The organism is Streptomyces sp. NPDC001700, assembly GCF_053596435.1.
In genome coordinates this window covers 555,365-580,785 of record NZ_JBSFGE010000004.1, presented here as the reverse complement: position 1 = coordinate 580,785, position 25,421 = coordinate 555,365, and the positions used below count along the sequence as shown (strand labels likewise).

General features: G+C 74.1%; 24 protein-coding genes. 6 read left to right on the top strand and 18 right to left on the bottom strand.

What is annotated here, in order from left to right; translation table 11 throughout:
• Positions 1-21 precede the first annotated feature (21 nt).
• Together ACWC5C_RS10995 and ACWC5C_RS10990 are read right to left on the bottom strand one after the other, a co-directional pair.
• Positions 22-918, bottom strand: a complete 897-nt coding sequence (locus ACWC5C_RS10995; protein ID WP_450875122.1) for a 2-hydroxy-3-oxopropionate reductase — start codon at positions 916-918, stop codon at positions 22-24.
• A gap of 42 nt (positions 919-960) precedes the next feature.
• Entirely contained in the window at positions 961-1,794 is an 834-nt protein-coding gene (locus ACWC5C_RS10990) for a hydroxypyruvate isomerase family protein (protein WP_450875121.1), read from the bottom strand.
• A 396-nt stretch (positions 1,795-2,190) separates the two neighbouring features.
• On the opposite strand from ACWC5C_RS10990, the gene ACWC5C_RS10985 reads away from it, so the two are divergent.
• Positions 2,191-2,391 carry a DUF3311 domain-containing protein gene (locus ACWC5C_RS10985; RefSeq protein WP_385437544.1) on the top strand — a complete coding sequence of 67 codons (201 nt, stop codon included), beginning with the start codon at positions 2,191-2,193 and terminating at the stop codon, positions 2,389-2,391.
• Positions 2,388-3,881, top strand: coding sequence for a sodium:solute symporter family protein (locus ACWC5C_RS10980; protein ID WP_450875120.1), 1,494 nt, complete (start codon positions 2,388-2,390; stop codon positions 3,879-3,881). The genes ACWC5C_RS10985 and ACWC5C_RS10980 overlap by 4 nt, the downstream gene beginning before the upstream one ends.
• Positions 3,882-3,955: 74 nt before the next feature.
• Here ACWC5C_RS10980 and rpsN read toward each other — a convergent pair whose 3' ends face one another.
• The 12 genes from rpsN to ACWC5C_RS10920 all read right to left on the bottom strand — a co-directional run bounded on the left by rpsN (position 3,956) and on the right by ACWC5C_RS10920 (position 15,755).
• On the bottom strand, positions 3,956-4,261 hold the full coding sequence (rpsN, locus tag ACWC5C_RS10975) for a 30S ribosomal protein S14 (RefSeq protein WP_385437541.1): 306 nt from the start codon (positions 4,259-4,261) through the stop codon (positions 3,956-3,958).
• Positions 4,261-4,497, bottom strand: coding sequence for a 50S ribosomal protein L28 (rpmB, locus tag ACWC5C_RS10970; RefSeq protein WP_385437540.1), 237 nt, complete (start codon positions 4,495-4,497; stop codon positions 4,261-4,263). The genes rpsN and rpmB overlap by 1 nt, the downstream gene beginning before the upstream one ends.
• Before the next feature lie 71 nt (positions 4,498-4,568).
• Positions 4,569-6,068, bottom strand: a complete 1,500-nt coding sequence (locus ACWC5C_RS10965) for an ABC transporter ATP-binding protein (protein WP_450875119.1) — start codon at positions 6,066-6,068, stop codon at positions 4,569-4,571.
• The gene (locus ACWC5C_RS10960) at positions 6,065-6,886 is read right to left on the bottom strand and encodes an ABC transporter permease (protein ID WP_450875118.1); all 822 of its coding nucleotides are present in this window, start codon (positions 6,884-6,886) and stop codon (positions 6,065-6,067) included. Before ACWC5C_RS10960 ends, ACWC5C_RS10965 begins: the two co-directional genes overlap by 4 nt.
• Positions 6,883-7,836 carry an ABC transporter permease gene (locus ACWC5C_RS10955; protein WP_450875117.1) on the bottom strand — a complete coding sequence of 318 codons (954 nt, stop codon included), beginning with the start codon at positions 7,834-7,836 and terminating at the stop codon, positions 6,883-6,885. The genes ACWC5C_RS10960 and ACWC5C_RS10955 overlap by 4 nt, the downstream gene beginning before the upstream one ends.
• On the bottom strand, positions 7,833-9,434 hold the full coding sequence (locus ACWC5C_RS10950) for an ABC transporter substrate-binding protein (RefSeq protein ID WP_450875116.1): 1,602 nt from the start codon (positions 9,432-9,434) through the stop codon (positions 7,833-7,835). The genes ACWC5C_RS10955 and ACWC5C_RS10950 overlap by 4 nt, the downstream gene beginning before the upstream one ends.
• A 21-nt stretch (positions 9,435-9,455) precedes the next feature.
• The gene (locus ACWC5C_RS10945) at positions 9,456-10,238 is read right to left on the bottom strand and encodes a class I SAM-dependent DNA methyltransferase (protein WP_450875115.1); all 783 of its coding nucleotides are present in this window, start codon (positions 10,236-10,238) and stop codon (positions 9,456-9,458) included.
• Between the two features lie 20 nt (positions 10,239-10,258).
• Complete coding sequence (locus ACWC5C_RS10940) at positions 10,259-11,503, bottom strand: MFS transporter (RefSeq protein WP_450875152.1); 1,245 nt, start codon at positions 11,501-11,503, stop codon at positions 10,259-10,261.
• Entirely contained in the window at positions 11,493-12,572 is a 1,080-nt protein-coding gene (locus tag ACWC5C_RS10935) for an enolase C-terminal domain-like protein (RefSeq protein WP_450875114.1), read from the bottom strand. Before ACWC5C_RS10935 ends, ACWC5C_RS10940 begins: the two co-directional genes overlap by 11 nt.
• The gene (locus ACWC5C_RS10930) at positions 12,569-13,660 is read right to left on the bottom strand and encodes a PLP-dependent cysteine synthase family protein (RefSeq protein ID WP_450875113.1); all 1,092 of its coding nucleotides are present in this window, start codon (positions 13,658-13,660) and stop codon (positions 12,569-12,571) included. The genes ACWC5C_RS10935 and ACWC5C_RS10930 overlap by 4 nt, the downstream gene beginning before the upstream one ends.
• Positions 13,657-14,502, bottom strand: coding sequence for a Rossmann-like domain-containing protein (locus tag ACWC5C_RS10925; protein WP_450875112.1), 846 nt, complete (start codon positions 14,500-14,502; stop codon positions 13,657-13,659). Before ACWC5C_RS10925 ends, ACWC5C_RS10930 begins: the two co-directional genes overlap by 4 nt.
• The gene (locus ACWC5C_RS10920) at positions 14,499-15,755 is read right to left on the bottom strand and encodes an ATP-grasp domain-containing protein (RefSeq protein WP_450875111.1); all 1,257 of its coding nucleotides are present in this window, start codon (positions 15,753-15,755) and stop codon (positions 14,499-14,501) included. Before ACWC5C_RS10920 ends, ACWC5C_RS10925 begins: the two co-directional genes overlap by 4 nt.
• Positions 15,756-15,915: 160 nt before the next feature.
• Here ACWC5C_RS10920 and ACWC5C_RS10915 point away from each other — a divergent pair, with 160 nt between their 5' ends.
• Positions 15,916-17,418: an alpha/beta hydrolase gene (locus ACWC5C_RS10915; RefSeq protein WP_450875110.1), complete on the top strand. Its 1,503-nt coding sequence runs from the start codon at positions 15,916-15,918 to the stop codon at positions 17,416-17,418.
• A gap of 117 nt (positions 17,419-17,535) precedes the next feature.
• Here ACWC5C_RS10915 and ACWC5C_RS10910 read toward each other — a convergent pair whose 3' ends face one another.
• Complete coding sequence (locus ACWC5C_RS10910; protein ID WP_450875109.1) at positions 17,536-17,946, bottom strand: hypothetical protein; 411 nt, start codon at positions 17,944-17,946, stop codon at positions 17,536-17,538.
• 470 nt (positions 17,947-18,416) lie between these two features.
• Here ACWC5C_RS10910 and crtI point away from each other — a divergent pair, with 470 nt between their 5' ends.
• Genes crtI through ACWC5C_RS10895 form a run of 3 tightly spaced genes read left to right on the top strand, consistent with a single transcriptional unit; the run spans position 18,417 to position 21,960 of the window.
• The gene (crtI, locus tag ACWC5C_RS10905) at positions 18,417-19,973 is read left to right on the top strand and encodes a phytoene desaturase family protein (protein WP_450875108.1); all 1,557 of its coding nucleotides are present in this window, start codon (positions 18,417-18,419) and stop codon (positions 19,971-19,973) included.
• On the top strand, positions 19,970-20,959 hold the full coding sequence (locus tag ACWC5C_RS10900) for a phytoene/squalene synthase family protein (protein ID WP_450875107.1): 990 nt from the start codon (positions 19,970-19,972) through the stop codon (positions 20,957-20,959). The genes crtI and ACWC5C_RS10900 overlap by 4 nt, the downstream gene beginning before the upstream one ends.
• Positions 20,956-21,960 (top strand): DUF5914 domain-containing protein, encoded by a 1,005-nt coding sequence (locus ACWC5C_RS10895; protein WP_450875106.1) that lies wholly within the window; start codon positions 20,956-20,958, stop codon positions 21,958-21,960. The genes ACWC5C_RS10900 and ACWC5C_RS10895 overlap by 4 nt, the downstream gene beginning before the upstream one ends.
• On the opposite strand, the gene ACWC5C_RS10890 is transcribed toward ACWC5C_RS10895, so the two are convergent.
• From ACWC5C_RS10890 to ACWC5C_RS10880, 3 genes are read right to left on the bottom strand one after another with little or no spacing between them, the layout of a single operon-like run.
• Positions 21,909-23,510, bottom strand: coding sequence for an FAD-dependent oxidoreductase (locus ACWC5C_RS10890; protein ID WP_450875105.1), 1,602 nt, complete (start codon positions 23,508-23,510; stop codon positions 21,909-21,911). The two genes, ACWC5C_RS10895 and ACWC5C_RS10890, sit on opposite strands and share 52 nt — an antisense overlap.
• Positions 23,507-24,721: a lycopene cyclase family protein gene (locus ACWC5C_RS10885; protein WP_450875104.1), complete on the bottom strand. Its 1,215-nt coding sequence runs from the start codon at positions 24,719-24,721 to the stop codon at positions 23,507-23,509. The genes ACWC5C_RS10890 and ACWC5C_RS10885 overlap by 4 nt, the downstream gene beginning before the upstream one ends.
• Before the next feature lie 28 nt (positions 24,722-24,749).
• On the bottom strand, positions 24,750-25,232 hold the full coding sequence (locus tag ACWC5C_RS10880) for a sortase (protein ID WP_450875103.1): 483 nt from the start codon (positions 25,230-25,232) through the stop codon (positions 24,750-24,752).
• Positions 25,233-25,421: the final 189 nt, after the last annotated feature.

Here is a 25,421-nt window from a genome sequence, read left to right as displayed (position 1 = left end):
TGCTCCTGTGGTTCCGGGGGTTCAGTGGATGTCGCGGCCGGCCAGGCGCTCGACGCCGCGCAGCAGTGCGGAGTGGTCCAGGCCGCCGTCGCCGCAGGCGCGGGCGGAGGCGACCAGCTGGGCGACGACGGAGCCGACGGGCAGCGGTGCGCCGACCGCCCGGGCGGCGTCGGTGACGATGCCCATGTCCTTGTGGTGCAGATCGATGCGGAAACCGGGCTGGAACGTACGGTTCAGTACGGCGTCCCGCTTGCGGGCCAGCACGGTCGACCCGGCCAGGCCGCCGCCCAGCACCTCCAGCGCCGCCCCCAGGTCCACCCCGGCGTTCTCCAGGAACACCACGGCCTCGGCCAGCGCCTCGAGGTGGACGGCGACCATCAGCTGGTTGGCGGCCTTGACCGTCTGGCCGGAGCCGTGCGGGCCGACGTGCACGAGGGTGGTGCCCAGCGCCTCGAACACCGGCCCCGCCTCGGCGAAGTCGTCCGGCTCGCCGCCGACCATGATGGACAGCACGCCCTCGACCGCTCCGGCCTCACCGCCGGAGACCGGGGCGTCCAGCGTGCGGACGCCCTTCTCCTTGGCGGCGGCCTCGACCTCCAGGGAGGTCTGCGGGGTGATGCTGCTCATGTCGATCAGCAGGGTGCCCGGCGTGGCGTGGGCCAGGACGCCGTCCTCGCCGAGGACGACCTCCTTCACCTGCGGGTCGGCAGGGACCATGGTGATGACGACCTCGGCGTCGCGCACCGCCTGGGCGATGCTGTCCGCGCCGTGGCCACCGGCCGCGATGAGCTTGTCGACGGCGGGGCGGCCGCGGTTGTAGCCGGTGACGGTGTGCCCGGCCCTGACCAGGTTGGCGGCCATCGGGCCGCCCATGATGCCCAGGCCGATGAAGGCGATCTTCCGTGGTGTGGCGGTCATCGTGGCGCTCCTTCGTATCGTGGCGGTTGTTCGGACACCGGGTCAGGCCTGGGCGGAGCTGCCGCGCCGCTCGCGCGGGAGCCAGTCGAAGCTGTCGGCGCCCGGGCCCTGGGCCTTGTACTCCAGGCCCACCCAGCCGTCGTAGCCCGCCTTCTCCAGCGCGGTCAGCTGCCCGTCGAGGTCCAGCCCGCCGGTGCCCGGGGCGCCCCTGCCGGGCGCGTCCGCGATCTGGACGTGGCCGACGCGTCCGGCGTGGTCGGCGATCACCCGCGCCACGTCGTCGCCGTTGACGGCCAGGTGGTAGAGGTCGGCGAGGAGGCGGAGGTTGCGGGCGCCGGACGCGCGCTCGACCCGGTCGATGACGCCGAGCGCGTCCGCCGCGGTGAGCAGCGGATACGCGGGGGCGCCGCTGACCGGCTCCACCAGGACCGTGCCGCCGATGCGCCCGGCGGCCTCGGCGGCGAGCGCCAGGTTCTCGGTGGCGAGGGCGTCCTGCTCGGCCGGGTCGGCTCCCTCGACGCGGTTGCCGTAGAGGGCGTTGAACGCGCGGCAGCCCAGCTGTTCGCCGATGGCCACGGTCACGTCGATGTTGTCGCGGAACTCCGTGCCGCGGGCGGGCCAGGACACCAGGCCGCGGTCGCCGCCGGGCATGTCCCCGGCGAAGAAGTTCAGCCCGGTCAGCCGGACCCCGGCGTCCCGCACCGCCCGGATGAAGGCGTCGATGTCCTTGTCCTCCGGCACCGCCACGGTGTGGGGCCACCAGAACTCGACGGCGTCGAACCCGGCGGCCTTCGCCGCGGCCGGGCGCTCCAGCAGCGGCAGCTCGGTGAACAGGATCGACAGGTTGACCGTGTACGGGAGGCGGTGGTCGCTCATGTCTCACATCCCAGGAAGGAGAGTGCTCCGCAACTTCCACGATGCGGATAGTGTTTTTTGCTTAGCGGAATAACAACCCGCGAGGTGCGCTGGCGTCAAGCCCCTGGCGGCGGTTGATGGCGATGGGCCCGCTTCAACAAAATGTTTGATCCATCCGGTCCGTGCGAAGCGTTGACATGGCTTCGCGGCGGACCTATACATCTCCCAAGTTGAAAAAAGTTTTCCGCGAAGTGGAATGGCCTGGATGGGGAGAGGTGACCACCCCCTCCCATGGGCCGAGCCGTCCCCCGGTGGCAGCACCCCCAGCACCCCGGCGGGACCGTCCCACGCTCGTGTCATCCCCAGAGGAGCCCCGCCCCGTCTGTGGAGTGCGGCCCGCCCCAGGAGGTTCTTGACGTGAAACCCATCCATCTGCTCGGCGCGATCCCGTTTCTCGGGATCCTCGGGGGGATCTTCTTCGTCAACCGGGTGACGCCCTACGTCCTCGGTATGCCGTTCATCCTCTTCTGGCTGGTCCTGTGGGTCGTGCTGATCTCGGTGACCATGGCCGTCATCTACCGGCTCGACCCCGCCAACCGTGAGGAGACCACCTCGTGATCGCCCTCGCCGTCATCGGCCTCTTCCTCGCCGCCTCGCTGCTGCTGGGGCTGCGCGCCCGCCGCGGCAGGGACATGGACCTCGAACAGTGGTCGGTCGGCGGCCGCGGCTTCGGTACGATCTTCGTCTTCCTGCTGCTGGCCGGCGAGATCTACACGACCTTCACCTTCCTCGGCGCCTCGGGCTGGGCGTACGGCAAGGGCGCCCCGGCGTACTACATCCTCTGTTACGCCTCACTCGCCTATGTGCTGTCCTACTGGCTGCTCCCGGCCGTGTGGCGGTACGCCAAGCAGCACCGGCTGATCTCGCAGTCCGACTTCTTCGTGGCCAAGTTCGAGAGCCCGCTGCTCGGCGCCCTCGTGGCCCTCGTCGGTGTCATCGCGATGGTGCCGTACCTCGTCCTGCAGCTGAAGGGGCTCGGGATCATTGTGTCCGTCTCCTCCGACGGACGCATCCCCTCCCACTGGGCCATCGTGATCGGCACGGTCGCCCTGACCGTCTACGTCACCATCTCGGGCATCCACGGTTCCGCGTGGACCGCTGTCATGAAGGACGTGACCATCCTCGCGGTCGTCCTGATCCTGGGCATCTATCTGCCGATCCACTACTTCGGCGGCTTCGAGAACATGTTCCAGGCGGTCGACAAGAGCCAGGCGGGCTTCCTCACCCTGCCTTCCAGCGGCATGAGCACCTCGTGGTTCTCCTCCACCGTGTTCCTCTCGGCGCTCGGCTTCTACATGTGGCCGCACACCTTCAGCGCCGCCTACAGCGCGCAGAACGAGCGTGTCTTCCGCCGCAACGCCATCTTCATGCCGCTCTACCAGCTCATCCTGCTCTTCGTCTTCTTCGTAGGCTTCGCCGCCATCCTCGTCGTGCCCGGCCTCAAGGGCGCCGACGCGGACCTCTCGCTGCTGCGCATCACCACCGCCACGTTCCCCTCGTGGTTCGTGGGCATCGTCGGCGGCGCGGGGCTGCTCACCGCGCTGGTCCCCGGATCGCTGCTCCTCATGACGTCCGCGACCTGCCTGGCGAAGAACGTCTACCGACTCGCCCGCCCGCAGAGCAGTGACCGCCAGGTGACCCGCCTGGCACAGTGGCTGGTTCCCGCGCTCGCGCTGGTGTCCCTCTACTTCACCTTCAACGGCGGCAGTTCGATCGTGTCGCTGCTGCTCATGGGCTACGCCCTGGTGACCCAGCTCTTCCCCGCCCTGCTGGCGAGTCTGGCCAAGCGGAATCCGGTCACCAAGCAGGGAGCGGCCGCGGGCATCCTCGTCGGAGTGGTCACGGTCGCCGCCGTCACCCTCTCCGGCGCCACGGTCGGCAGTCTGCTGCCGGGATTCCCGCAAGCGATCAAGGATCTGAACGTGGGCGTCATCGCGCTGGTCCTCAACACCGTGGTGATGGTGGCCGTGTCCGCCGCCACCCGCCCGGCGGGGCGCCCCAGCCCCGCGCCGCAGGCCCAGCCCGAGGCCACGGCCGGTGCGGGCTGATGCCTCGCTGATGGCTCATGGATACGCCGCCACCCCCGGCCCGGCCGGGGGTGGCGGCGTGTGTACGGGCGGCGTCACCAGCTGCTCTTGGTCACCCCGGGCAGCTCGCCCGCGTGCGCCATCTCGCGCAGCCGGATGCGGGACAGACCGAAGGCGCGCAGATGGCCACGGGGGCGGCCGTCGACGGAGTCCCGGTTGCGTACGCGGGTGGCGCTGGCGTCGCGCGGCTGGCGGCGCAGCTCCCGCTCGGCGGCCAGGCGTTCCTCCTCCGGGGTGTGCGGAGCGGCGATGAGCGCCTTCAGCTGGGCGCGGCGCTTGGCGTAGCGGGCGACGATCGCGCGCCGCTGCTCATTCTTGGCGATCTTGCTCTTCTTGGCCATCAGACCTTTCCTCCCCGGGCGCGGATGCGGGCCACGGCGGCCTCGACGCCGATGCTGTCGACGGTCTTGACGGCCCTGGCGCTGAGGGTGAGCCGCACATGGCGGCCCTCGCTGGCGAGCCAGTAACGCTTGCGCTGGATGTTGGGGTCGAACCGGCGCTTGGTGCGGCGGTGGGAGTGCGAGACATGGTTGCCGAAGCCGGGCTTCCGGCCGGTGAGTTGGCAGTGGGCGGACATGGGTCCTCTCCGGGGTCGTGTCCAGGGGTGTGGCTGCCACCGTAGCAGCTAGATGAAAATGATAACCAAAACTAGTGCTCGACCACCTCACCCGCGTCCAGCACCACGGTCCGCGTGGCGAGCGAAGCGGTGTCCGTGTCGTGGGTGATGAGGATCAGCGCCAGGTCGTCGCGGTCGCGCAGCAGCGCGGCGAGCAGATCGAGGAGGCCGCGCCGGGTGACGGTGTCCAGGCCCGAAGTGATCTCGTCGCACACCAGCACCCGGGGCCGGGCGAGCAGGGCACGGGCCAGCGCCGCCCGCTGGAGTTCGCCCCCGGACAGCTGCCCGGGGAGCCGCTGTACCAGCTCGTCCGCCAGCCCGAGGCGGGCCAGGGTCGCCCGTGCCTCGGCCCGCGCCTCGGCCGGGGCCGCGCCCCTGAGCCGTACCGCCGTGCGCGCCACCTGGTCCAGCACCGGCCGGTGTTCGTCGAAGGCGGCCCGTGGGTCCTGGAACACGTACTGGACGGCGGCGGTCTGCTCCCGGGTGCGGACGCGCAGGCTGCGCGGCAGTGGCGTCCCGTCGAGCAGCACCTGCCCGTCGTGGTCCCGGTGGAGTCCGGCCAGGCAGCGGCCGAGGGTGGTCTTGCCGCTGCCCGAGGGGCCGAGGACGGCCAGACAGGTGCCGGTGCGCACGGTGAGTTCGCCGGTACGGAGCACAGGGGTCGAGCCGTGGCGGGCGGTCAGGCCGCGCACCCGCAGGACGGCGTCGCCGGGTGGCACGGGAGCCGTGGTACCGGTCGCGGGCGCGTGTGTCGTGGTCGAGGGCTTCGTGGCCCCGGTCGCGGGTCCCGTGGCCCCGGTCGTGGATCCGTGTGCCGCGAGGAGTTCGCGGGTCCAGGCGTGGGCGGGGGAGTGCCACACCCGCTCGGCCGGTCCCGCCTCCACCACCTTCCCGTCGCGCATCACCGCCACTTCGTCGGCCAGGGTCCGCACCACGTCGAGGTCGTGGCTGAGCAGCACCACCGCGATGCCCTGCGCGGCCACCGAGGACAGCCGCTCGACGATACGCCGCTTCGCCACCGGGTCCTGCCCGGTGGTCGGTTCGTCCGCGACCACCACCCGGGCCCCGAGCAGCAGCGCCTGCGCGAGCACGACACGTTGCTGCTGGCCGCCCGACAGCTGATGCGGATAGCGGCGCAACATCGCGCCCCCGTCCGGGAGTTGGGCCTGCGCCAGGGCGGTGAGAACACGTTCGCGTGACCCCGCGCGGCGCTCGGAGCGCGGCAGCTGCCGCACCTGGCCGCGCGCGATGTCACCGAGCAGCGCGCCGACCCGGCGGGCCGGGTTGAGGACGGCGGCCGGGTGCTGGGGCACGTATCCGGCCAGGCCGTCGGCCACCCGGACCCGGCCGGTGACCTTCGCCCCCGGCGGGTACTCGCCGAGCAGCGCGAGGCCCGTGGTGGTCTTGCCACTGCCGGACGAGCCCACCAGCGCGATGACCTTCCCGGGCAGCGCCCGCAGGCTCACCCCGTCGACAATGGCCCGGCCGCCGGTCTCGACGCGCAAGTCCTCGATCTCCGCGACCGGCTTCATGTCCGTTCCCCCTTCTCCAGTCGCCGACGGCGTTCCAGTACGGCGTCGCACAGCAGGTTGCATCCCGTGGTCAGGGCGACGATCAGCAGCGCGGGCACCACGGCCGCCCAGGGCTGGACGAACAGCCCGGTGCGGTTGCGGTCCACCATGACGGCCCAGTCCGCGGCGTCCGGCGCGACGCCGATGCCCAGGAACGCGGCCGTGGCCACCAGATACAGCACCCCGGTGAGCCGGATACCGGCGTCGGTGGCGAGGGTGCGCAGCACCGACCGGCCGACATAGCCGAAGCCGATCCGCCACCATGTCTCGCCCTGCATGCGCAGCGCCTCCACGGCGGGGCGCGAGGCGGCCTCGGCCGCGGCGGCGCGTACGGTCCGGGCGGCGTCCGGGATGGTGGCGAGCGCCACCAGCAGGGCGAGCCCCACGGCGCCCGGCGGGACGGCGGTGGCCACCAGCAGGAGCAGCAGCAGCGACGGCACCGCGAGCAGCACATCGAGGGGACGCATCAGCAGGTCGTCCAGCCACCGCCGATGGGTCAGCGCGGCCAGCAGCCCGACCGGCAGGGCGATCAGATAGGTGAGGGCCGTCGCGGCGAACGAGACCAGGACCACCGGGCGTCCGCCGAGCAGGATCTGCCGCCCCACGTCGCGGCCGGTGAAGTCGGTGCCGAGCCAGTGGCCGCCGCCGAGCGTGAAGGACACGCCGCGCGGCCCGGCCTCGCCCGCGAAGAGCGGCCCGAACAGGGCCAGGGCGAGCGGCACACCGGTGAGCACGACCGCGACCGCGTAGCGCCCCCGCTTGCCGGGGTGGGTCCTCACGCCGCCACCTCCGCCCGGGGAGCGAACCGGTGGGCCACCAGATCGGCGCCGGTGTTGAGGACGACGGTGATGAGCCCGAACACCACCGCGAGCCCCTGGACGATGGGCATGTCGCGCTCGGCGACCGCGTTCAGCAGGACGGTTCCCAGCCCCGGGATCACGAAGAGGCCCTCCACGACGATGACCCCGCACAGCAGCCAGTCCACGGTGCGGGCCAGGTGCTGGGCGGCCGGGGCGACCGCGTTCGGCAGGGCGTGCGCGTAGCGGACCCGGACGCCGGAGACGCCGTACCGGCGGGCCTGGGCGGCGTACGGCGAGGCCAGCGCGTCGATCATCCCGGCGCGCACCAGCCGGGCCAGCGAGCACACCGGCCGGGACAGCAGCACCAGCACGGGCAGCGCCAGGGTGGCGGGGTGGGCGAGCAGATCGGTGCCGTAGCCCACGGCGGTCGGCGGAAACCAGCCAAGACGCAGCGCGAACACGGTCACCAGGAGGGTGCCGAGGGCGAATTCGGGGACGGCGTACACCCCGAGCGCCACCGAGCTGATGACCCGGTCCGTACGGCGCCCCTCGTGGCGCGCCGCGAGCACCCCGAGGCCGACGCCCAGCGGCACCAGGAGTAGCAGCGTGAGCCCGGCGAGGAGCAGCGTCGGCGGGATGCCATCGGTGACGTACGAGGTGACGGGGCGGCCGGAGACCAGCGAGGTGCCCAGGTCGCCGTGGAGCAGCCCGGACGCCCAGTCCAGCAGCCGCGCGTACGCGGGGCGGTCCAGGTCCATGGCGTCCCGGATGGCGGCGATCCGCGCCGGGTCGGGCTGGTCCCCAGCCAGCGCCACGGCCGCGTCGCCCGGCAGCGCCTCGGCCAGCGCGAACACCAGCAGCACCACGGCCACGGTCTGCGCCGCGCCGAGCAGCAGCCGCCGGGCGAGCCAGGAGCGCAGACCCGTCACCGCAGCCAGACCTTGTCGAACCGGGCCCAGTCCAGGGTGTTGGCCGGTGCGTCGCGCGCCACGCCGCCGACCGTGCGGGCCGTACCGATGATCCAGTCGGCGAACCCCCAGACCAGGAAGCCCCCTTCGGCGTACAGACGGCGCTGCATGCGCGCGTACACCGCCGCCCGCTGCTTGGCGTCCCTGGTGGACTGGGCCTGCTGGTAGAGGGCGTCGAAGTCCTTGTGCTGCCAGTGGGTGGCGTTGGTGGTGGAGCCGGTGAGCAGCCGCTGGGAGATATGGGATTCGATGGGCATGGCGCCGGAGCGGTAGCTGCACAGGGTGCCGGAGTCGAGGATGTCGTTCCAGTACGAGTCCTTGCTGCCGTTGCGCACCGTGATGGTGACCCCGGCCTTGGCGGCCTGGTCGCGGAAGATCCCGGCGGCCTCGGTGAATCCGGCGGCGACGGCCGAGGTGTCGAGGGTGACCCTGAGGTCTTCCGCGCCCGCCTCTTTCAGCAGCTCGCGGGCGCGTCCGAGGTCCTGTTCGCGCTGCGGCAGGCCGTCGGCGTAGTACGCGTAGCCCTTGCCGAAGAGGTCGTTGCCGATCTCGCCCGCCCCGGACAGGGCGCCGTCCACCAGCTCCTTCCGGTCGGCGATGAGGAAGAACGCCTCGCGGACCCGCTGGTCGTCGAAGGGCGGGCGGTCGGTCTTCATGGCGAACGCCTGCATGGCGCTGCCCTTCAGCCGGACGATCTCGATCTGGCCGGTCCCCTCGTGGGCGCGCGCCGTGGTGGGGTTCAGCTCGTGGGCGTACTCCACCTGGCCGCCGAGGAGGGAGTTGACGCGCGCGGACTCGTCGTTCGCGACGATGAATTCCAGCCGGTCGAGGTAGGGCGCGCCGTCCCAGTAGGCGTCGTTGCGCCGCAGCACGGTGGAGCGGCCGGGGGAGAACGAGACGAGGCGGAAGGGCCCGCTGCCGACCGGCGTCCGATCGAAGTCCTCGGCGCCCTCGGGGACGATGTACGCGCCGAACGCGGCGAGCACATTGGGGAATTCGGCGGTCGGGCGCTTGAGGACGAACTCGACCGTCCGCCGGTCCAGCGCCCGGCTGGCCTTCAGATCGATGGGCTCCAGCGACGCCTTGGCGCGGAAGGCCTTCTCCGGGGTGGCGATGCGGCGGTAGCTGTAGAGGACATCGCCTGCGGTCACCGGCTTTCCGTCGTGGAAGGCGGCATCCCTGAGCGTGACCTTCCAGCGGTCCAGGCCCGCGTTCGGCTCCCACGACGTGGCGAGGCGCGGCCGGGCCACGAGGTTCGCGTCGTAGTCGGCGAGCTTGTCGTAGAGCGCCTTGGCGCGGGCGGCGTCGGCGAACAGGGCGCCCAGGTGCGGATCGAGGCTTTCGCTCGCCCCGCCACCGGCGAACGCGGCGCGCAGCCGCCCGCCGCGCTTCGGCTTGCCCTCGCCCGGTCCGGGCGCGCCGGAGGGAGCGCCGCCACATCCGGTGAGGGTGAGCGCGCCGAGCGAGGCCGCGCCCGAGGCGGCGAGGAAGCCACGGCGGTGGAGGCCCGGGTGGCGGAGGCCCGGGTGGCGGAGGCGGGGCGCGGGGTCGTCATGCATGAGGTGTCCTTGGCTAGGCGGTCAGGGGTTTTCCAGCCGGGCGATGAGGTGCAGCCGGTCGGCGTCGGCCCTGTCGCCGGGGGTGTCGCCGTCCCGCCACGGCGGTTCGGTGCGCGGGCCCGGCCCGTCGTACAGGGCGAGGACGGTGAAACCGTGTGCGGCCAGGAAGTGGCGCAGCTCCTGGGGGAGCAGCAGCCGCCACGCGGAGCGCTGCTCGACCGGTGGCGAACCGTCGTCGGCGGTCCACACCCGGGTGCGGCGCAGCAGTTGCGCGGTCCGGTCGACGCGGAGGGTGGTGGTGGACCGGTAGCCGGTTCCCCGCCAGGTGAACGCGTTGACGGCCGGAGTGTCCAGGAGGTCGGTGCGGCCCAGGAAGTAGGCGCCGTTGCGCATCTCCGCGACGAGCAGGCCACCGGGTGCCAGAGCGCGGTGGCAGGAGGCGAGGAAGCCGTCGAGTTCGTCGTTGGTGTGGCAGTACAGCAGGGCGCTGTCCAGACACACGACGGCGTCGTACGTGCCGAGTGCGAAGCCGCGCAGATCGGCCCGGCGGTACTCCGGCCCGGGATGCCGCTCGCGCGCGTGGTCGAGCATGGCGGTGGACATATCGGCGCCGGTCACCGTGCGGCCCGCGCGGTGCAGATGCGCGGCGTCGCGCCCGGTGCCGCAGCCGAGGTCCAGGACGCGCGGCCCCGCGCCGTACCGCCGCAGGGTGTCCTCGGCCCAGCGCCCGGCCAGCCGTTCGGGGTCCGGGAACCGGGCCTCGTACAGCGCGGGGCTGTCGGTCAGCAGATTGCCGGATCCCATGTCGCAGCTCCTGTCCCCGCTCACGCGGCCGCCACCAGGGGCTCGGTACGGGCGGGCAGCGCGCCCGTGCGGTGCAGCCAGGCGACGCCGCCCGCCGAGGCGAGGCCGAAGCACAGGCAGCAGGCCCACGGCAGCCACGCGGCGCCGCCCTCCCCGGTGTCCATGGCCCAGCCGACGGCCGTGTTGCCCACGGCAGCGGCGATGCCGGACACCACGTAGAACACCCCGAAGTAGGTGCCGGTCAGCTCCGGCCGCCCGAAGCCCGGGATCAGGTCCATCACGAACGGCTGGGCGGCCATCACCCCGAGGTAGAGCAGCAGCGCACCGGCCAGCACCGGCAGCGCGTACAGCACCGCCGTGCCACGGCCACCGGGCGAGGCCCCCGCCACCAGCATCGGCGGTACGAACGCCAGCCCCATCAGCGCGAGGCCCGCGCCGATCCACCGGCCCCGGCTGCCACGCCGCTTCAGGGCGCGGGTGACGCGCAGTTGCAGCGCCAGGTTGGCGACCGTGCCGACGAGGAACACCAGCCCGGCCGCGCCGTCCCAGCCGGTGGCCTGGCGCGCCCCGGCGGGCAGCAGCAGATACAGCTGGTTCTCCAGGGTGAACATGCCGACCATGGCCAGGGCGAACGCCAGGAAGGCCCGGTTTCCCACCACTTCCCGCCAGTCCGAGAGGACACCGCCGGACGACGGCTCGACCTCCCGGGCGGGCAGCACCAGCGCCTGCGCCACGGTCAGCACCGCGAAGATGGCGGCGGCGGTGAGCGCCGAGGCGCGGAAGTCCACGAGCAGCAGGGCGCTGCCGAGCAGGGGCCCGATGAGGGCGCCGGTGGTGGCGAACACGTTGAACAGAGCGAACGCCTCCGCCCTGCGCCCGCCCGCCTCCCGGGCGAGATACGCGCGCACGGCCGGGTTGAACAGCGCCCCCGCGAGGCCGCTGAGCACGGACGCGGCCAGCAGTACCGGCAGTCCGTCGCCGAGCGCGAACAGGGCGAATCCGGCGGTGCGTACGGCGCATCCGGCGATGATGACGTTCCGCGCGCCGAGCCGGTCCGCGGCCGATCCGCCGATCAGGAACAGTCCCTGCTGGCTGAGGTTGCGCACCCCGAGGACGATGCCGACGACCGCCGCCGACATGCCCAGATCCTCGCCGAGGTGGGTGGCGAGATACGGGATGAGCAGATAGAAGCCGGTGTTGACGCCGAGCTGGTTGACCAGCAGCAACCGGATGGCGAGCGGGAAGCCGCGCAGTTCACGCCACATTTTCACGGCGGCCCTCCTCTCCCGTCTCCTCGGTGGTGGCCAGTGGCCGTACGCCGAGCCCGGGGTGGCCACTGGCCCGCACCACGCCGTCGGTGCCGCCGATGCCGGTCCACGGGTCGCGGGCCAGCAGCAGGTGTCCGTCCAGGTCGGTCCAGCGGGCGTGGCCCGCGAGGTGGACGGCGGGGGCGATCCCGAGGGTGCTGGCGGTCAGGCAGCCGAGCATCAGCGCGGTGCCGCTGCCCTCGATGAGCGAGGCGATCCGCAGCGCGGCGTGGACACCACCGCACTTGGCGAGCTTGACGTTGACACCCTGGACCCGTCCGGCGAGGCGGCGGACGTCCTCGTAGGCCACCGCGTCCTCGTCGGCGATGACCGGGAGCGGCGCGTGCGCGGCGAGCCGGGCCAGCGCCTCGGGGTCGCCCGGCGCGATGGGCTGCTCGACGGCCTCGACGCCCAACTCGGCGCATTGGGGCAGTAGTTGGCGCGCCTGGGCGGTGGTCCAGGCGCCGTTGGGGTCGAGCAGCAGCCGGGCGTGGGGTGCGGCGGCCCGTACGGCCCGTATCCGCGCCAGGTCGTCCTCGGGGTCCGGGGTACCGGCCTTGACCTTGATGACGGAGAACCCGCTGTCGGCCAGGCACCGGGCCCGCACCGCCGCGCGCTCGGCCGCGACGATGCCGATCGTGCGGGCGGTGGCGGCGTACGGCTCGGCGGTGGCGCCGACGAGCCGGTGGACGGGGTGTCCCGCGCGCTTGCCGCACAGGTCGAGGAGGGCGGATTCGACGGCCGCCGTCACCGCGGCGGGGCGGTGGCCCGGTTGCTCCTCCCACAGGGCCCGCAGCGCGCTCTCCGGGTCGGCGAACCGGCCCAGCTCCAGGGCCGCTTCGTGCAGCAGCCGCTGGAGGGCGGCGGTGTCCAGGCCGTAGTACGCGCTGCTGACGGCCTCTCCGTGGCCGCGCTGCCCGGCGTGTTCGATCCGCAGCCACACGGCGTCGCGCGCGGCCATGGTGGAGCGGGAGATGCGCAGTGGCTCGGCGAGGCGGAGCGTCACGGTGCGTTGGCTGACGTTCACGGGCTCTCTTCCCGGGTCGGGGTCCCGCCGGTCAGCGGGTCGGTGACGGTGGTGCAGCGGGCCCAGCCGGTGGCCTCGGCGGCGTGCGGGTGGGCGATCTGCACGGGGCGGGTGGCGGCGGTGGTCAGGTCGACGCCGTGGGCGGTGGTGAAGTCGTCGTCGTAGACGGTGCCGAGGTAGCGGTGCGGCCCGTCGGGGAAGACGGTGGCGACGACGGCGCCCGGGTGGACACGGGCGGCCCAGGCGGACACCAGCGCGACCGCGCCGGTGCTCCAGCCGCCGCTGACGAAGCTGCCCCGGGCCAGCCTGCGGCAGGAGTCCGCCGCTTCGGCCGGGCCGATCCAGTGGACTTCGCCGAAGGCGCCGTACGCCACGTTGCGCGGATGGATGCTGCTGCCCAGACCGCGCATGAGCCGGGGCCGGGCGGGCTGGCCGAAGATGGTCGAGCCGGTGGCGTCCACGCCGATGAGCCGCAGCCCGGGCCAGCGAGCGCGCAGCGGGCGGACGAGGCCCGCGCTGTGGCCGCCGGTGCCGACGCTGCACACCAGGATGTCGAGGTGGTCGAGCTGGGCGGTGAGTTCATGGGCAAGGGAGGCGTAACCGGCCGTGTTGTCGGGGTTGTTGTACTGGTCGGGCCAGTACGCGTCCGGCAGCAGGGTCCGCAGCGCGCGCAGCCGGGCGAGGCGCGCGGCCTGCCAGCCGCCCTCGGGCGCCGGGCGGTCGACAAGTTCCAGCTGGGCACCGTAGGTACGCAGCAACCGCCGCATCGACGGTTCCAGCTCGGTGTCGCACACCAGCACGATGGGGTGGCCGAGCGCCTGGCCCGCGAAGGCGAGCCCGACGCCGAGGGTGCCGGAGGTGGACTCCACCACCGGGGCGCCGGGCCGCAGTTCCCCGCGCTCCCGGGCGCCGAGCAGCATGGACACTGCGGCGCGGGCCTTCATGCCACCGGCGCCGAGCCCTTCGAGCTTGGCCCAGAAACCGGGGTGGGGGCAGGGCAGATCGGTGGTGACCCGGGCGAGCGGGGTGCGGCCGAGCAGGGCGAGGAGGTCGGGGTTGGCGGTGGTGTGCTGGACGGCCGTGGTCATGCGGAACCCCCATAACAGTGAATGAGCCCGGGGCCGCCGTCGAGCCAGAAGAAGGGGTACGGCTCGGCGCACACCGCGCTGACCCCGGCGCCCAGGAAACGCGGCAGGATCGCGCTGCCGGTCTGGGCGAACATCACCAGCGGCTTCCCGTGGCGCAGCGCGTGTTCGCGCAGCGGCTCGAAGGTGCCGTTGCCGAGTGTCATACCGGAGGCGAGCACGGCGTCGCAGCGGTCCAGCTGGGCCAGCGCGTCGGTGACGACCGGCTCGCCCCACTCCGTCGTACCGCCCTTGAGATCGCACGCCACATAGCCGAGGCCGCGTGAACGCAAGGCTTCCAGAAGGGAGTTGACGACTCCGACCACCAGCACGGTTTGGCCCGGCGCCGGGCCGAGCAGCCCGGTGACGGCCTCGGCGCGGGCACGGGACTTCTCCAGCGAGGTACCGGCGGCCAGCGGCTGGGGGTATGCACCGGACGCTGGGGAGGTGTGCGGCAGCGTCCGCAGGAGATAGGCGTCGAGTGCGGCGATACGGACCGGTGTCAGCTCGTGGCGCAGCAGCCGCGCCACGTCCGCGCCGACGCAGTCGTCGATCGCCTCGTCGGGCAGCGCGCCCGGCTCGACCGCGCACGAGCCGACGGCCTCGCCCAGCCGCAGGCTCAGCACCTCGTTGCGGTAGCCGCCGCTGCGGCCGTCGTGGCGTACGGCCTGGCGCGTGGTGAAGGCCACGGCGATCCGCTGGGTGCGCGGATCGGGCCCGAAGGCGCCGTCCAGCACCCGGTCGACCAGGTCTTCGTACGAGGCACACGGCGGCGCGGCGGTGAGCGGGCCCGGGCGTGCGGTCACCGGGCCACCAGCCGCGGGCGCAGTCCGGACAGCAGCGCTTCGACCCGGTCGCGGGCGCCGGGCCCCTCGGGGTCGCCCGCCATGACGTGGCCGAGGTACGCGTTGTTGTTCCCGGCCGCCGTGACGGCCGCGCCGGGCTCGGTGAGCTGGACCTCCAGGACGTCCGGCGCCTCCCGTACGGTGTCGCCGCCGTCGATCGCGGCCAGGGTGCCCGTGGTGTCCGGCACCAGAAAGCCGATGGCGGCGCTGCGCAGCCCGGTGTCCCAGCCCCGCAGGTCGGGCCGGTGGCCGAGGGCGACGTCCACGCAGGCGGTGGCGAGGTCGATCCCGGTGACGTGGCGGATGAGTTCGGTGATGCGGTTGCCCGCGGGGCGCGGGTTGACCTCCACCACGCGTGGCCCGGCTGCGGTCAGCTTGATCTCGGTGTGCGCCACGACGCCGTCCAGACCGAGCGCCTTCAGGGCGGACAGCGCGGTCTCGCGCGCCGCCCGGTCGTCGGCGGGCGCGAGGGTGGCGGGGAACATGTGGCCGGTCTCGATGAACGCGGGCGCCCCGCCGACGCTCTTGTCGGTCACCCCGATGACCTCGGTGGTGCCGTCGTACGACACGGTTTCGACGCTGACCTCCGGGCCGTCGAGCAGCTCTTCGAGCAGTACGGCGGGGGAGCGGCGCTGTCCCCGGGCGTTGACCGGGAAGCCGTCGAGCGCGCGCCACGCGTCCCGCAGCGCGGCCTCGTCGTCGACGCGCCGTACGTACATCCCGGCGCACAGGTCCACGGGCTTCACCACCAGCGGATAGCCGATGTCGCGGGCCGCGTCGGCCACCTCGGCCCAGCCGGAGCGGACCGCGAACCGGGGTCCGGGCAGTCCGGCGGCGTCGAGGGCGCGCCGGGTGGCGTCCTTGCGGCAGGCGGTCTCCACCGCCTCGGCCGAGGGGCCGGGGAGGCGCAGGCGGTCCGCGATGCGCGCCGCCACCGGCAGGTAGTAGTCGCACGAGGTGATGACCCCGTCGAAGCCGAGGGCCGTGTGCAGCCGCTCGGCCTCCGGTAGCAGGGTGCCGGGGTCGTTGGTGTCAGCGGTCAGCACATGGCGGGCGGCCAGCAGCGGGTGAGCGGTGCCCTCGGGTGCGGAGCGCAGGTAGTGGTGCAGGTCACGGGTGAGGAAGGTGAACTCGTGCCCGCTCTCGCGGATCGCCCGTGGCAGCAGCCTGCTCATCGATCCGACCCAGCTCTCCACCATCAGCAGATGAGCCACAACTCTCCTTCGTCGCCGTGCGGTTGGTTTCCGGGCAGGCCGGGCCGCGCCCTTGGCGGCAGGGGCACCCGTCTTGACCGCCTAGACGATATCGATAATCGTTTTCATTGTCATCTGATGATCCGACCGGATCCTCTGAGCTGAGCTGATTGCGAGACACATGAATCCGGCTGTACGACGCACCGTCCTGTGGTGCGCGCTCGCGGCAAGCGCCGCCGCCCTTCTCCCGTCCACCCCGGCCCGCGCCGGGGCCCCCGTCCGTGCCGGGATCCCCGCCTCGCCGCTGCGTTTCGGCGCCTGCCCGGCCTCCGTACCCGACCCGCCCGCGCCCGCGCGCGTCACCTGCGCGCGGCTGACCGTGCCGCTCGACTGGCGCCACCCGGGTGGCGAGCACATCCGGGTCGCCGTCTCCCGCGTACGGGCCTCCGGAACCCCGGCCGAGCGGCGCGGCATCCTCATGGTCAACCCCGGCGGACCCGGCGGCTCCGGTCTGCCGTACGCCGTCACCAAGCGGGCCAAGCTGCCCGAGAGCGTGCGGCGTTCGTACGACATCATCGGCTTCGACCCGCGCGGTGTCGGCCACAGCGCCCCCGCCGACTGCGGCCCCATGGGCGGCCACTTCGACACCCCCGGCGCCGACCCCGTGCCCACCGGCCGCGCCGCCGAGCGGGCCCACCTCGTCGCCCTGCGGCGCATGGCGGACGACTGCGCCAGGGGAGCGGGCCACGCCCTCCGCCACCTGTCGACGGAGCAGACCGCACACGACATGGACGCCCTCCGCGCGGCGCTCGGCGAGCCGCGTACCGGCTACCTGGGCGTCAGCTACGGCAGCTACCTCGGCGCCGCCTACGCCGCCCGGTTCCCCGGCCGGGTGGGCCGCATGGTGCTCGACAGCGTCGTCGGCCCCGAGGAGTGGTACGACTTCGACCTGACGCAGGCCCGGGCGCTGCTGCGCCAGCGCGAGGTGTTCTTCGGCTGGGCGGCGCGCCACGCGGACCGTTTCGGGCTCGGCGACGGTACGGACGCGGTACGCGACGCCTACCGCCACGCGCGGGCCCGGCTGACCGGCGGTGTCGGCCCGGCCGAGTTCGACCGCGCCGTGTACCACGCGCTCGGCCGCACCGAGCGCTGGACGGACCTCGCCGACGGAATCCGGGCGACCCTGCGAGACGGCGACACCGCGCTCCTCCGCCCGGACGCCCCCTTCGACGGCGCGGAATCGCGCAACTACGAAGCCGCCAACCGCATCGTGAAGTGCGCGGACGGCCACGCCCCCGCACCCCGCCAGGTGGTGGCCGATGTGCGCCGTATGCGACGGCTCGACCCGCAGCCGGTCCTCACCGGGATCGAGGCGTCCACCTGCGCCTACTGGCACCACCGCCCGGCCCACCGCACCCCGCTCGGCGGCCCCGGCGCCCCGCCCGCCCTGCTCATCGCCTCCGCACACGACCCCGTCACCCCCATCGAGGGGGCGCACCGGCTCCGCCACCGGCTGCCGGGCTCCCGGCTGGTGACACTCCACCAGGACTACTCCCACGGCGTGTTCGCCAGCCGGGGCAACCCCTGCGTCGACCGGGCGGCCGCCACGTATCTGGTCGACGGCCACCTCCCGGCCGCCGATGTGCACTGCACGGGCCCCGGCCTGCCGGAGCCGGGGCGGTGAGGCGGTTAGGGGCCCGCACGGTCGAATTCGTTCGGCCGTACGGCCCCGGGCGCGGGTGCGCGGCCCGGCCGTCAGAAGACTGAAACCATGCACCGCCGCCCACCAGCCCTGCCCCGCTCAACAGCGGCCCACCGCGCCACCCGGCCGTGCGGCGGCGTGACGCCCCGCGCCCCAACCACCCACCCGGCTGCCGCCACCGGCCGGAACACGCCCGGTGCCTACCCCGCCACCGGGCGCGTCCGGGGCCGGGGCCTGGGCGAACTGCCCCGCTCGGTGGCTGGCCACCCCGCCGCCCGGCTGTATGGCCCGCCGGGCTGCGGCGTGACGTCCCGCGTCCGCACTGCCCGCCGGGGTGGCGGCGATCCGCGCGCCGTCACCGGCCGGAACGTGCCCGGTGTCTGCCGCGCCACCCGGCGGGTCCTGGGACGGGGCCTGGGCGAACTGCTCGGCTCGGCGGCGGGCCACCGTGCCGCCCGACGCGTCCCGGGCCGTGCCCGGGGCCGCCTGCCCTGCTCGGCGGCAGGCCACCGGGCCGCTTGGCTGTACGGCGCGCCGGGCTGCGGCGTGACGTCCCGCGTCCCGGCCGCCTGTCCGGGTGGCGACGAGGGATCGTGTGCCTGCACCGGCTGGGACGTGTCCGGTGCCCACCGGGCCACCCGACGCGTCCTGGGCCGTGCCCGAGTTGGCCTGCCTCGCTCGGCATCAGGCCACCGGGTTGTCCGGCTGCACGGTCCGTCCTCGGCCCGTGGTGTGACGTCTCCCGCCCCGGCCGCCTGCCCGGGGGACGGCGAACCGGGCGCCGCCACGGGCCGGAGTGGGCCCGGTGCCTACCGCGCCACCGGTCGCGCCGGACACGCCCCGGGTGGCCCGCCCCGTCCGGCGCGACTGCCCGCCCCCGCCGGGCGCGGCCGACGCGCCCCGTCCGGTACGCATCCGGGTTTCGGCCCGGGGGACGGGAGGCTCGCTGGCGCGGGCGCGGGACGCGAAGGGGGTGGGGCGTGAGGACCGTCGGCGGGGCCACGGGGCATGTCGTGGTGGTCGGGGCGGGGCTTTCCGGGCTCGCCGCCACGTTGCATCTGCTGGGCGCCGGGCGGCGGGTGACGGTCGTGGAGCGCGACACCGGGCCCGGTGGGCGGGCCGGGAGCCTGGAGCGGGGTGGCTACCGCTTCGACACCGGCCCCACCGTGCTCACCATGCCGCATCTGCTGGCCGAGGCGCTGGCCGCCGTGGGGGAGGAGGTGTCCGACCGGCTCGAACTGGTCGGGCTGCACCCCGCCTACCGGGCCCGGTTCGCCGATGGCAGCAGCCTCGACGTACACACCGGCGCGGACGCGATGGAGGAGTCCGTACGCGCCTTCGCCGGGCCGCGTGAAGCGGCCGGATACCGGCGGCTGCGGGCCTGGCTGGAAGCGCTGCACCGGGCCCAGATGGCCCGCTTCATCGACGCCAACTTCGACTCGCCGCTCCAGCTGCTCCACCCCGACCTGGCCCGGCTGGCCGCGCTCGGCGGCTTCGGACGGCTCGACCCCGGCATCGGCCGTTTCCTCCGCGACGAGCGGCTGCGCCGGGTGTTCTCCTTCCAGTCCCTCTACGCGGGCGTGCCACCGGCCCGCGCACTCGCCGCGTACGCCGTCATCGCGTACATGGACACCGTCGCGGGCGTGTACTTCCCCCGTGGCGGCATGCACGCCGTGCCCCGCGCGCTGGCCGCCGCGGCCGCCGACGCCGGTGCCGACCTGCGCTTCGGGCAGCGGGTCACCCGGCTGGAGCGGCGGGCCGGGCGGGTCACCGCCGTCATCACCACGCACGGCCGCGTTCCCTGCGACGCCGTCGTCCTCAGCTGCGAACTGACCGAGGCCTACCGGCTGTTGGGCCATACCCCGCGCCGCCCGCTGCCAGCGCGGCGCTCGCCCTCGGCCGTCGTCCTGCACACCGGCACCGACCGCACCTGGCCGGAGCTGGCCCACCACACCCTCTCCTTCGGCGTCGCATGGCGCGCCACGTTCGAGGAACTGACCGTGTCCGGGCGGCTGATGAGCGACCCCTCGTTCCTCATCACCCGGCCCACCACCCACGACCCCGACCTCGCCCCGCCCGGCCGCCACGTCCACTACATCCTCGCGCCCTGCCCGAACACCGACATCGGGCCCGGCGCCACCGCGTGGCGCACCCTGGGCCCGCGCTACCGGGACCGCGTCCTCGCCGAACTGGAGCGCCGCGGCCTCACCGGGCTCGGTGCGGCCATCGAAGAGGAATGCCTGGTCACCCCAGCCGACTGGACGGCCCAGGGGCATGCGGCGGGCAGCCCGTTCTCGCTCGCCCACACCTTCGGCCAGACCGGCCCCTTCCGCCCGGCCAACCTCGTACGCGGCCACGAGAACGTGGTGCTGGCGGGCTGCGGCACCACCCCCGGGGTGGGCGTCCCGACCGTGCTGATCTCCGGAAAGCTGGCCGCCGCCCGCATCACCGGCCACCACTCCCGCCCCGGCCCCGGCCCCCGCCGCACCCGCACCCGCACCCAGCCGCGGGCCCTCCAGCGGCAAGGAACCCCATGACCCGACACGAACTCGACGCCGCCGGGATCCACGACCCGGCGCTGCGCGCCGACTACCTGCGGTGCCGCCTGCTCAACGCCCGCCACGGCAGGACGTACTTCCTGGCCACCCGGCTCCTGCCCGCCGCCCGGCGCCCCGCCGTGCACGCGCTTTACGGATTCGCCCGCTGGGCCGACGACATCGTGGACGACCTCCAGCCAGCCCCAGCCCGGCGCGCGGACTGCCTGGACCGGCTCGACACCGAGTTGCGCCGGGCCCTGCGCACCGGCCGTGCCGACGAACCCGTCGTACGGGCCCTGGCGCACACCGCCGCCACCTACCGCATCGACCACCGCCACTTCACCGACTTCATGGCCTCGATGCGGGCCGATCTGACCGTCACCGACTACCCCACCTTCGCGGACCTGCGCCACTACACCCACGGTTCGGCCGCGGTGATCGGCCTCCAGATGCTGCCCGTACTCGGCCACGTCGTGCCCCGCGAGGCCGCAGAACCGCACGCGGCGGCGCTCGGGATCGCCTTCCAGCTCACCAACTTCCTGCGGGACGTGGGGGAGGACCTGGACCGTGGCCGGATCTATCTGCCCGCCGATCTGCTGGCCGCGCATGGAGTGGACCGGGAACGGCTGCGGTGGAGCCGCCGCACCGGGCGGGCGGACCGGCACATCACCGCCGCGCTGCGCGACTTCGCCGCGCTGACCCGCGGTTACTACCGCCGGGCGCTGCCCGGCATCCCGATGCTCGACCCGGTGGCGCGGCCCTGCATCCGTACCGCGTATGTGCTCTACGGAGGCATCGTCACCGCCGTGGAGCGCGACGGCTACGCGGTGCTGCACCGGCGGTCGGCGGTGCGGCGGCGGGTACGGGCCGCGGTGGCGCTCGACGGGCTGGTGCGGGTCGGCGCCGCCCGGCTGCTGGCCGCCCGTACCGCGCGTACGGGACACACCCCGCACGGCGGCCCGCTCCCCGTCGAGGAGGCCGCGTGACGCCACCCGTACGCCACCGCTTTCCGCTGTCCCTGCGCCGCCGCGCCGTCGCCTGGGACCGGCAGCGGGACACCTGGCGGGAGGCCAGGCCCGCCCTGATCGCCGCGGCCCTGAAACGCGCGCAGGACCGCCCGTCGGGCAACTGGTACGTGCTCGGCGCGTCCGCCGCCATCACCCCCGGCCGCCCCTTCGGCCGGACCATCGCCCACACCGAGGTGGTGGCGTGGCGGGACGCCACCGGACGGCTCCGCGCCGGGCCCGGTGCGTGCCCACACCTCGGGGCGCCGCTGAAGGACGCGGTGGTCAGCCGGGGCAGGCTGATCTGCCACTGGCACGGCCTAGCCCCGTACGAGGACACCGCCACGGGCTGGTCGCCGCTGCCCGCACACGACGACGGTGTCCTCGCCTGGGTACGGCTCGACGCGGCCGGTGGCGAGGAGCCGCTGGAACGCCCGGTGCTGCCGCCCCGTCCGGCGGCCGGGGCCACGGTCGCCGCCGTCCACGACGTCACCGGCACCTGCGAACCGGCCGATGTCGTGGCCAACCGCCTCGACCCGTGGCACGGCGCGTGGCTCCACCCGTACTCCTTCGTCGACCTCACCGTCGAGGAACCCGACGAGCAGCCGGACGGGGCGGAAGACGCCCTCGCCGTCCAGGTGTCCTTCAAACTCGCGGGCCGCGTGGTCGTCCCCGTCCGCGCCGTCTTCTCCGCACCCGGACCCCGCACCGTCGTCATGCGCATCACCGACGGCGAGGGCCGCGGCTCCGTCGTCGAAACCCACGCCACCCCGCTGACCGCCGACCACCGTGGCCGCCCCCGCACCGCCGTCATCGAGGCCGTCCTCGCCACGTCCGACCGCCCCGGTTTCGCCGTCGCCCGCGCCGCCGCGCCCCTGCTGCGCCCCCTGATGCGCGCCGCGTCCGGCCGTCTGTGGCGCGACGACCTCGCCTACGCCGAACGCCGCTGGGCCCTGCGGGCGGCGGGCCGCTTCCCGGGCTGACGGGTGGTCAGCGTCAGATCCGTCAGCCGGTGCACACCGCGCAGCACCGCCGTGCGGCCGTGGCGGGGGACCGTCCACAGCCGCTGGCCGCGCACCCCCCAGCGGGCGAGCAGCGCGTTGGCGGCCAGGAAACCCGTGGTGGCGGCCCGTTCCATCAGCGCGACCGGCAGATCGGTACGGACCAGGTCCCCGGCGAGCACCACCGCCGGATCGGGTGTGCGCACCGTGGGCCGGTCGCGGTAGCCACCGACCGGGAAGGCCGGGCAGTCGGCGCGCCACTCGTGGCGTACGTCGACCACCGAGGCATCCCGGGTCTCGGGGTAGACCCGGCCCAGCTCCTCCCTCAACTTCCGCTCCACGGAGGCCTGTTCGGCGGCCGGGTCGACCGCGTACGCGTGCAGCTCCAGCACCGATCCACTCGTGGCGGCAGCCCACCGGGCCGCCTCGCCCTCCCACCGGGACACCACGCTGACGTTGTCGAGCGGGCCGTAACCGCTCGTACCGAGGAAACCGGGGCGGCCGGTGGCCGTGGGGGTGTCGAGCCACAGACGGGAGACCAGGAACGGCGGCGCCGTCCGCAGGGCCGCGATCCGGTCCCGCCACTCCGGGTCGCCGAGGCCCGGGGAGTTCGCGACCAGCCCGCGCAGCCCCGCCGTGTCCAGGGCGAGCACGACCCCGTCGTACGCCTCCCCGTCCACCGCCACCCGCCCGCCGTCCAGCGGCCGCACCGACTCCACGCGGCCGCCCAGCCGCACCCGGGTGCCGTGGCCCTCCAGATAGCGCCGCAGCGGCTCCCACAGCGCGTACGGAAACGGCTCGCGCACCACGTCGAACAGCAGCCCCTCGCTCGATCCGAGGAAGTAGATGTGGAACATCACCGCCAGTTCGGCCGCCGACAGCTCGCCCGGATCCACGAAGAAGCTGCGGGAGAACACCTCGAACGCCAGGTGGCGGGCGGCCGCCGGGAAGCCGACCGCGTCCAGGAACTCCGCCGCGCTCAGCGCGTCCAGCCGCTCGTGGACACGCGGCAGCCGGACGTCGAACAGCGGCAGCGCGGCCACCGGATCCATGCCCGCCAGGTCCCGCCAGCCGAACGATGGGCTGCGCGCGACGAAGCCGAGCGCGGACCACGGCGGGGTGCGCGGGACACCCGCGAAACCGTCCCGCAGGCCCGAGCTGTGCCACAGCGGATAGTCCGGCAGCCCGGTGAGCATGCTCAAGGCCGGGTCGATCCGGCGCAGCAGCCCGCGCAGGTTGTAGTACTGCCGGAAGAAGGCGTGGAACCCGCGGCACATCGTCGCCACCGACCCGTCCGCGAGCGTCGTCGGCCATCCGGCCAGCCGCCCGCCGAGCATCGCGTGGCGTTCGTACAGCACCACCGCGACCCCGCGCTCGGCCAGTCCGGTCGCCGCCGCGAGCCCCGCGATCCCGCCGCCGACCACCGCCACGCGTGGCGCATCTCCGGCCGGGACCCGGGCCCGCCCCGCCGCCACCGGCAACACCTCGGCCCGCCGATCCCGTCCCCGCCGACGCCCCGCCACGCCGGTCACCGTTCTGCGGGGCGTGGCGCGGGCGGCCGCGACCGGTCGGCCCGCCGCCGTAGCCAGGGCAGTTCGGCCACCGTCCGCAGCATGGGAAGCACCGGTGTCCGCACGCCGACCATGACGTCCTCCGCCACGCCGGTTCGGCCGTCGAGGAAACGCAGCAGACGGGCGGCGGGGACGTGGCGGAAGAGACCGGTGAAGACCTCCGCTCCGGCTACCCGGCCGGTGGCCAGGGCGCGCAGCATCGCCGCGTCCATGGCGAGCGCGCGGGACGGATACGGGGCGGGCGGCGCCGGGTGGCGGCCCGTGGCGAAGGCCGCCGCCACCGCGCGGGACTGGCGCTGCACCGCGGCGAAGGTGTAGCCGGTGGCCGGGCGGGTGGCGCCGCCCGCGGCGCCGATCCGGAAGACGGCGGCGCCCGCGTGGCGGGGGAAACGGGCATCCGTCATGGGGATGACGCCCTGCTCCGTGGAGAGCACCCGGAAGGGCGGCAGCCGCAGCACGGCGCCGGTGTAGTGGCGCAGGGCCGCGTCGTACGCGGCGTCGTCCAGCACCCCGGGCGAGAACTCGGTGTACTCCACCAGCGCCTCACGGTCGCTCAGCGGCAGCACATAGCCGAAGGACAGGCCCCGGTCCGGGCGCGGGGTGCGGAAGTCCATCAGCTCGGCCACCGAGGGGTCCAGGGCCGGGGCGGCGCAGCGGATGAACCAGCCCCGGAAGTGCTGGAGCAGCGTCGTACGGGCCGGTGGCAGGGCGGCCGCCGGGCGGGAGTCGAAGGCCCACCGGGTACGCCACTCCACCGGGCGGCCTCCGGCGCGGGCGCCCCGCACCACGGCGCCGCCCGCGTCGTCGCGTACTTCGTCCACCACCGCCTCGACCCGCCGCACCGAGGGTGCCGCGGCGAGCCGGGCGGCCACCCAGCGCTCGAAGTCGCGCGACCGCAGCATCTTGTAGACGAAGGGCGCGATCTCGCGGTCCACCGGGTGGCCATCGGCGCCGCGCACCCTGACCCGGCTCCAGCGGGCCGCCAGCGCCCCGTCGAACTCACCGCCCGGCTCCTCCCACCAGCACCACGTCCGCTCCGGTGGCCGCAGCGGCCCGTCCGGCGCCTCGACCAGCAGCACTCGGGGTGGGGAGGGCAGGGTGGCGAGCCGGTAGGCCAGCGTCAGCCCGGCCGCGCCCGCACCGACGACGGCCACGTCCGCGTCCCACGCCACCACCGGTTTCCGGCTGATCCGCCCGGGACTAGCGGCGGACGCTTCGGTGGCGGCGCATCATGAGCACGCTTCCGGCCGTGATGGCCAGGACGGTGCCGCCGAGGAGGGTCGGCTTGTTCTCGCCGATCGCGGCAGGCCCGAATCCGGCGTCGACACCGCCACTGGGGTGGCTGCGCTTGACCTTGACCGTGTCCGTGATCTTGATGCTCGGCGGACACTTCACGACCACGTCGTGGCGGCCGGAGTCGGCGTCCTTCGGAATCCGGAAGTGGCCGGTGAGCACACCCTTGTGGCCCTCGCCGAGCAGGTGGAACTCGTCTCCGCCCGCGGAGCCCTTGCCGTAGGTCACGTCCGAGCCGCAGGCGGTCGTGCTGACGGTGACCGTGGAGCCCGGAGCGCTCTTCTTCGGGTTGATGCGAAGCTCCGAGTCATCGGCGGCGGCGGCCGGGCCCTGCAGCGCGAGGGCACAGAGAACCAGGCCGATGCCTGTACCGGCGGGTACGTAACGCATGAAGATCCTCCAACGGAGCAGTGGCCGTCCTGATCGCGCGGCACCTGTGAGGTGTTCCGCTCATGAGACAACCGACAGTCCGCCACCGCCGCAACACGAGGCGTGACCGCGCGAGGCCACGACCACCGCCTCGCTTGATCGTTTACGCAGGTCACCGGAGCGACGGCCGACGCTCGGCGGGAAAGCCCG